The organism is Roseburia sp. OF03-24, from assembly GCF_003463035.1.
GTDB classification, from domain to species: domain Bacteria; phylum Bacillota; class Clostridia; order Lachnospirales; family Lachnospiraceae; genus Roseburia; species Roseburia rectibacter.
The window spans coordinates 36,409-44,403 of sequence record NZ_QSCK01000034.1 but is presented as its reverse complement, the minus strand read 5'-3'; the positions used below and the strand labels follow the sequence as shown (position 1 = coordinate 44,403).

Annotated in this window: 5 protein-coding genes; all 5 read left to right on the top strand. The window is 43.2% G+C overall.

All coding sequences use genetic code 11. From position 1 onward, the window contains the following. Positions 1–5,262, top strand: a 5,262-nt coding sequence (locus tag DXA60_RS15620; RefSeq protein ID WP_117922252.1) for a helicase-related protein, incomplete at its 5' end; no start/stop codon positions are given. Positions 5,263–5,274: 12 nt separating this feature from the next. Continuing rightward, positions 5,275–5,616 (top strand): sortase, encoded by a 342-nt coding sequence (locus tag DXA60_RS15615; RefSeq protein WP_117922249.1) that lies wholly within the window; start codon positions 5,275–5,277, stop codon positions 5,614–5,616. Between the two features lie 11 nt (positions 5,617–5,627). After that, the gene (locus DXA60_RS15610) at positions 5,628–6,017 is read left to right on the top strand and encodes a hypothetical protein (protein ID WP_117922248.1); all 390 of its coding nucleotides are present in this window, start codon (positions 5,628–5,630) and stop codon (positions 6,015–6,017) included. Positions 6,018–6,035: 18 nt separating this feature from the next. Next, positions 6,036–6,719 (top strand): SpoVG family protein, encoded by a 684-nt coding sequence (locus DXA60_RS15605; RefSeq protein WP_117922247.1) that lies wholly within the window; start codon positions 6,036–6,038, stop codon positions 6,717–6,719. Positions 6,720–6,770: 51 nt separating this feature from the next. After that, positions 6,771–7,667, top strand: coding sequence for a DUF6674 family protein (locus tag DXA60_RS15600; protein WP_117922246.1), 897 nt, complete (start codon positions 6,771–6,773; stop codon positions 7,665–7,667). Positions 7,668–7,995 lie beyond the last annotated feature (328 nt).

The following is a 7,995-nucleotide window of genomic DNA, read 5'->3' as shown; positions in this document are numbered from 1 at the left end:
AAGGCTGACAGGGATAAGATGAATCCGGTCTATAAGAGATTCTTTGACATCGAGGATAGTGTAAAAGCTAATCGTCTTGAAACCAGGGAAAGAGCAATAGCGAATGGATGGGAAACCAAGATTGATGAGAATGGACATGTAGTTTCAGATGATGTGGTATCAGTATCTGTGGATGATATTCAGGCTGATACAGAATCACAGGAAACTGTAGATTTTACACCAAAGCAGGAACCAGTACAGCAAGTAGAAAGTCTTGAAAATGAGAAGAATGTTGCCGGGCAGACGAAGCACAACTTCCATTACAATCTCTGGGAAATGGAAAAAGGCGGTGCCAAGACCAGATATCAGTGGAATATGGATGCAATTCGTACTTTAAAGCAGATTGAATCAGAAAACAGGCTTGCAACACCGGAGGAACAGAAAACCTTGTCGAAGTTTGTCGGATGGGGCGGACTGTCACAGGCATTTGACGAGGAAAACGCAGGCTGGAGCAAAGAGTACAAAGAACTCAAAGAGATGTTATCGGATGAAGAGTATGCTGCAGCTAGGGCAACAGTAAACAATGCCTTTTATACTTCACCGGAGATTGCCATGTGCATGAACTCGGCACTTGTCCAGTTTGGTTTCAGAGGCGGCAATGTATTAGAACCATCTATGGGTATCGGTAACTTCTTTGGGAGTATGCCGGCACCTATGCAGAGAAGTAAGCTGTATGGGGTGGAGCTTGACAGCATTTCGGGAAGAATTGCAAAGCAGCTTTATCAGAATGCCAATATCAGTATCACAGGATTTGAGAATACCACATATCCGGATAACTTCTTTGATGTAGTTGTCGGAAATGTGCCATTTGGTGATTATAAGGTTTTTGATCCGAAGTACAACAAGTATAACTTCCGTATCCACGATTATTTTCTGGCAAAAGCACTTGATCAGGTAAGACCGGGAGGCATGGTTGCGGTGATTACCACAAAGGGAACACTTGATAAGGCAAATCCTACTATCCGAAAGTATCTGGCTGAAAGAGCAGAGCTTGTGGGAGCGATAAGACTTCCGAATACTGCATTTAAAGATAATGCAGGAACCGAAGTGACAGCAGATATCCTGTTTTTGCAGAAGAGGGAGAGAAAGATTGATATTGAACCTGACTGGGTACACCTTGGTGTAACTGAGAATGGCATTGCAGTCAACTCTTATTTTGCAGAGCATCCGGAGATGATGCTTGGATCTATGGAATATGACACAAGGATTTACGGACAGGACAGCAGATACACAGTCTGCGTGAATGATGATGAGAACTTCAATATTTATGAAGCATTAAACAAAGCTATCGGTAATATCAAAGCCCAGATGACAGATTTTGAGAGAGTGGCAGATGAGGCGGAGCAGACGGAGGAAGTTATCCCGGCTGATCCGGATGTGAGAAACTACACTTACACATTTTTTGAAGGAAAACTCTATTACAGGGAAAATTCCGAGATGGTAAGAAAAGAAGTATCACAGACTGCCGAGGAGCGAATCAGAAGCCTTGATGAAATCAGACAGATAACAAGAGATCTGATTGATATCCAGATGGATGGCTGCAGCGAGGAGGAGCTTTCTGATAAGCAGAAACTTCTTAATGTAAAATATGATGCCTTCGTAAAGCAGTATGGAGCCATTACTTCAAAAGCAAACAGAATAGCTTTCAGAGATGACAGCGATTACCCACTTCTTTGCAGTCTTGAAGAAGTAAATGAAGACGGGGAGGTGAAAAAAGCGGATATGTTTTATAAGCAGACGATTAAGGCAAAGACTGTCATAGACAGGGTTGAGACTGCTGTGGAAGCATTGAATGTATCCGTCAATGAATTTGGATATGTAAATCTTGCCTATATGCTCTCTATCTATGAGCCGGATATTACTAATGTAAAGGAAGAACTTGCAGAAAAGTCCGGGCAGACAGCTGATGAGATAACTCTAAGTGACGATGCTTTGGCAGAGCTTAGAAGGGCAGTTCTTGTGGAAGAACTGGATGGACTGGTTTTCTTAAATACCGACCGCTACAACGAGAATAATCTGGATATCGGCTGGGAGACAGCAGACGAGTATCTATCCGGAAATGTGAGAGACAAGCTTCGTGTAGCAAAAGCTATGGCAGCGGATACAGACAATCCGCAGGCAGAAAGATTTGCAGGAAATGTGGCAGCACTTGAAAAGGTGCAGCCGGAATGGATTGAAGCCTCGGATATTGATGTAAAGATTGGTACGACATGGATTGAACCGCTTGATTATGAGCAGTTTATCTATGAACTTCTCAATACGCCAAGGCGTGCAAGGGAAGTCAGAAGCCAGTTTTACAATACAGGCATTCAGGTACACTTAAATAAGATGAGCATGGAATGGTTCATCGAGAATAAGAGCATGGATAAGCATTCAGTGGCAGCTACTAAGACTTATGGTACAAGCCGCATGGATGCTTATTCTATTTTTGAGGATACGCTGAATCTTAAAACTGTAACAGTAAGGGATAGGATTGATGACGGTGATGGCAAATATCATTACGAAGTCAATAAGAATGAGACAATGCTTGCAAGGGAAAAGCAGAACATGATCAAGGAGAAGTTCAAGGAGTGGCTGTTTGCAGAGCCGGAGCGAAGACAGAAGTATGTGGAATATTATAACGAGACATTTAATAACATCCGTCTGCGTGAATATGACGGAAGCCACTTACAGTTTCCGGGAATGAATCCGGCGATTGAGCTAAAGCCTCACCAGAAAAATGCAGTGGCAAGAATCCTTCTTGGAGGAAATACCCTGCTGGCACACTGTGTTGGTGCCGGAAAGTCCTTTGAGATGATGGCTGCCTGCATGGAGCAGAAGAGACTCGGACTTGCCAATAAGACCATCATGGTTGTTCCAAAGCCGCTTATCGGTCAGACAGCATCAGAGTTTTTAAGGCTTTACCCGTCAGCAAACATCTTGGTTGCAACGGAGCGTGATTTTGAAAAGAGCCGGAGAAAGCAGTTTGTATCAAGGATTGCGACAGGCGATTATGACTGCATCATTATGTCGCACTCGCAATTTGAGAAAATTCCAATTTCGGCAGAGAGAAAGGAGCGAATGCTTAATGAACAGATAAATGAGATCACCTATGCGATTGATGATATGAAGGAGCGGAACGGGGAACGCTGGACCGTAAAGCAGATGGAAAGCCAGAAGAAAAAGCTGGAGGAACAGCTTAAATCCCTGACCGATGAGAGCAGGAAAGATGACCTCATTACCTTTGAGGAGCTGGGTGTTGACTCTATTATGGTAGACGAAGCACACAATTTTAAGAACCTTGCCATTTTTTCAAAGATGAATAATGTGTCGGGAATCAGCAGTAGTGGGGCTAAGAAGTCAACGGATATGCAGCTTAAATGCCAGTATTTATCAGAGATAAATGATGGCAGGGGCATTGTATTTGCTACCGGAACACCGATAAGCAACACGATGTGTGAGATGTATGTTATGCAGCTTTATTTGCAGAAATCGGCACTTGAGGAGATGGGAATTCATCATTTCGACTCGTGGGCGGCTAACTTTGGAGAAGTAACAACGGCACTGGAGCTTACGGTTGAGGGCAGTGGTTTCCGTTTCAAGAGCAGGTTCAATAAGTTTACCAATCTGCCGGAGCTTATGAACATCTTCCGTGAGGTTGCCGATGTGCAGACAGCGGATATGCTTGACCTTGATGTGCCAGCTCTGCGTGGCGGCAAGCCTATCATCGTGGAGTCGGAGCCGGACTGGTATGTGAAGCAGGTAATGGAAGAATTTGTTGTAAGGGCAGAAAGGATAAGGGGCGGGGGTGTTGATCCAAGTGTTGACAACTTCTTAAAGATTACGCACGAAGCAAGACTTCTTGGAACAGACGCAAGACTGATTGATAAGGACGCACCGAACAACCCGGACGGAAAGCTCAATAAGGTAGCGGAAAATGTCTGGAAAGAATATGTAAAAGGAAATGCTGATGGTCATATAGGCTGTCAGCTTATTTTTTCGGATATTGGAACACCGGGACCGGACAAGGACTTTACGATTTATGATTATCTGAAGGAGTCACTTATCAAGTATGGTATCCCTGCGGAGGAGATAGCATTTATTCACGATGCAAAAACAGACGCACAGAGGGATGCACTCTTTAAGGAAATGAGGACAGGTAAGAAAAAAGTCCTTATCGGTTCGACAGATAAGTGCGGAACCGGAGTTAATGTACAGACACACCTTGTTGCAATGCACCATGTCGATTGCCCGTGGAAGCCTTCTTCCATTGAACAGAGGGAAGGCAGAGGTATCCGACAGGGAAATAAAAACGATGAGGTGGCAATCTACCGATATGTTACAAAACAAACCTTTGATGCATACAACTGGTCACTTGTGGAAAACAAGCAGCGTTTCATCAGTCAGGTTATGACAAGCAAGGCAGTGAGCCGAAGCTGTGAGGACATTGATGAGGCAACACTTTCTTATGCGGAGATTAAGGCGGTTGCGACAGGCAACCCTTTAATCAGGGAAAAGATGGAGGTTGACAATGATGTCCAGAGATTAAAGCTCTTAAAAGCGTCGTATGATAATCAGAGATACGGATTGCAGGATAATTTTATGATCAAATATCCAAAACTCATCAAAACTGCGACAGAGAAACTTGCCAATGTCAGGGAGGATATAAAGGCAAGGGATAAGGAATTGATTGATAACCCTGACTTTGCCATTACCATAGGCAATGCAACTTATACAGAGCGAGTGGATGGTGGAACCGTAATGCTTGAAGCAATCAGCAAATGTAAGACAGGCGAAACCACTCCAGTCGGTAAGTTCCACGGCTTTGAGCTTCTGGTGGAAAAGAATTTTCTCAGTATCAACTATATGGTGCTTCGTGGAAAGACGGAATACAAGGCAGAACTTTCCACAAGTCCGGTGGGAAGTATGGTAAAGCTGGAGAACCTGTTCAACGGACTTCATGAAAATGTTGATTTTCTGGAAAAGAAGATTGAACAGTACCAGAATGACCTTGAGGCTTCAAAGGCGGAGTATGATAAGCCGTTTGCATATAGTGCAGAACTGGAAGAAAAACTTGCAAGGCAGTATGAATTAAATGCCCAGCTTGACCTTGAGAATGCAAAAGCTATGGACGCAGATCTTGGCGGACCGGACAAAGAAAAGTCTGAGGACAGAATAGAAAATGCGGGCATTGTTGCAGAGGATAAGGGAATCTATATGCCGGACAGAAACAGGAAAAGATAGGAGTGAAACTCTATGAGCATAAGGAAAGTGGTCACAGGACTACTGATTACAGCAGGGATTGCCATTATGGCAGTCCCTTTTTTCTGGTGTACAACCGGAGAGAGAAACACGAACCAGCTCATAAATGAATTTGAGCAGACATTGGAGGAGAAGCAGGATGAAAGGTCAGAGGTTGAGAAAGAGCAAACCACCGTTAGTAAAGAGGAGGAAGCCATTCTTAAAGAAGGCAGTGTCATCGGCATTATTGAGATACCGGGCATAGATATCAGATACCCGGTAATGGAAGAAACCGGAAGTGAAATGCTGAATGCCGGGACAGGGAACAATGCGTTTTGTTGTCAGGTGCAGATATAAGGAGGCGGCAGATGAATAAGAGATACCGACTGGGGGAGATAGAAGAAGCAGTATCGGAAATGGAGGAGCTGATCGACACTCAGGACGATATTGCAGAGGTTGATGATGACTTTCAGATTGTCGTAAGCGGCTGGTCTGTGTATGTCGAAAGCCTGAATCTGACACTCAGACAGGGAGTTGCCTGTATCTGGGATACGGAGGCAGGATTATTTATGCCTGATTTTGATGTGACTATCGTGTATGAGGGAAACATCGAAACACAGGAATGGCTCTACTATGAGCAGGACGGAGTGGTTGTTACACTTGGCAACTGGTTAAATGGCAGATTGTCTTGTGAACAGATAGAACAGCTTTGGTGTGAGCTTATCATACCAGAAAACAATGATAATTCAGAAGTATAAGAAAGAGAGGAACAGCGTATGAAGTATTCAATTAAGGTAAACGAGGTAAGAGCAAGAGATGGCAGCAATATCAAGGGTTTTGCGACCGTGGTATTTGGTGATTCATTCAAGATTACCAATATCGCAATCCTTGAAAATAAGGAAAAGGGAGAGCTTTTTGTATCAATGCCAAGATACCGTTCCAATGAGCGTGATGAGAAAAACAGCGTGATTTATAAGGATGTATGCAATCCTATCACGGCAGAGTTTCGTGAGGAACTCTATACTAATATCCTTGGGGCTTATGCAAAAATCAGGGAGCCGGAGAAAGCAGAAACACAGACACAGGGAAAAACTCAGGAAATGCCGGAGTTTTCCGTGACGGTAACACCTTATGAAAGGGAAGGCAGTAATATCAAGGGACTTGCCCGTATTTACTTTGAAAACAGTTTCATTGTAAATAATATAAATATCCTTCAGGGCAAAGAAAAAATCTTTGTGTCAATGCCTTCTTATAAGACAAAGCAGGTGGACGAGAATGGCAAACCGATTTATCAGGATGTCTGCTATCCGGTCACAAAGGATTTCAGGGAGAAGCTCTATAATGAGATTATTGCAGAATATGAGAAAGCAAAGGATAAGAGCAACGAAAAAGCAAGGGAGAATGCCGAACAGAACCACGGAAATCCCGACAAGGATAAAAAGGATACACCCTTTCGATAATTAAGGCTAAGGGGCGGCATATGCTGCCCCGTTTATAAGGAGGAAAAGCAGATGGAAGCAGAAAAGACACTTACTAATGAGGAGATCATAAGAGAACTTCTCGATTTATTAAAAAAGAATACTATGAAAGAACAGGCAAATGATGTATTTGAGATATGCAGCTATGTGGATGTACTGGAGAAAAAGATTGATTCCATGACGGAAGAACTCACCAATATGCAGAATCAGATCAAAGAAATGCAGGAAGATACACTTATCAATAATGCAAAAAAAGCATTAACAGAAGCACAGGAGCGACTCAATGCCAGATGTGAGCAGATAAAGTCACAGGTATCTGAGATAAAGGTACAGGTAAAATCTACTGCCAAGAATATTGTTGATGAAACAAAGGCAAAGGGCAGGGCGGCACTTTACAGGGTGACAGAATTTGTAGGAATTAAGAAAAGACTTCTCAATGTCAGAACAGTGGTAAAAGATACGATTGTATCTACAGACAGGGATATTGCAAGGACAGCACTTCTTGCAAAGGGATTCCGTGAAGCTGGTCAGACCGTAAACAATGCGTTCCGTACCTTTGCAGATAAACCGGAGATGGATTATTCACAGAAGGAACAGAAACACCCTCTCACAAAGGCGGCACTTGCCCCTATGAAAGCAGTGAGAAAATTGCTTGTATCAATGGAGCTGCATCTGGATGCTTCGATTGATAAGCTGGATAATCTGGCTATGAATGTGCGGTTTGATAAGGAAAAGCGTATGGAGCAGACAAAGGATAAGGAACAGAAAGCACCGGATACAGAAAGAGAGATCATCTATTCACCGATGGTAGCTGAACCACAGGAGTACAAGTATAATGCAGATGCTTTTGAGGCAAGAAAGACATCGGAGGCAAAGCAGGAAACGGCGGGGAAGGAGCTGCCAAAAGTCAGAGAAGATAAAGCCAGATAAGTTTAGGGGCGTGGGAGTAAAATCCTGCGTCCTTTTTATTTGTTTTAATAGCAGGCAAAAAATGGCGAAAATATAAAAAAATGCAAGAAATGGCGAGTAATTTATCGAGGAATAAGTTATCCTTTGAGTAAGATAGATGGACTGTGGTTATGTATAAAATTTTGCAAGTAATAAATTTTATACGAAAAAAACACAGAAATGGGTTGCATATATGCAGGCTGATACATATAATCTCGACAGACAGACAGACAGACAGACAGACAGACAGACAGACAGACAGACAGACAGACAGACAGACAGACAGACAGACAGACAGACAGACAGACAG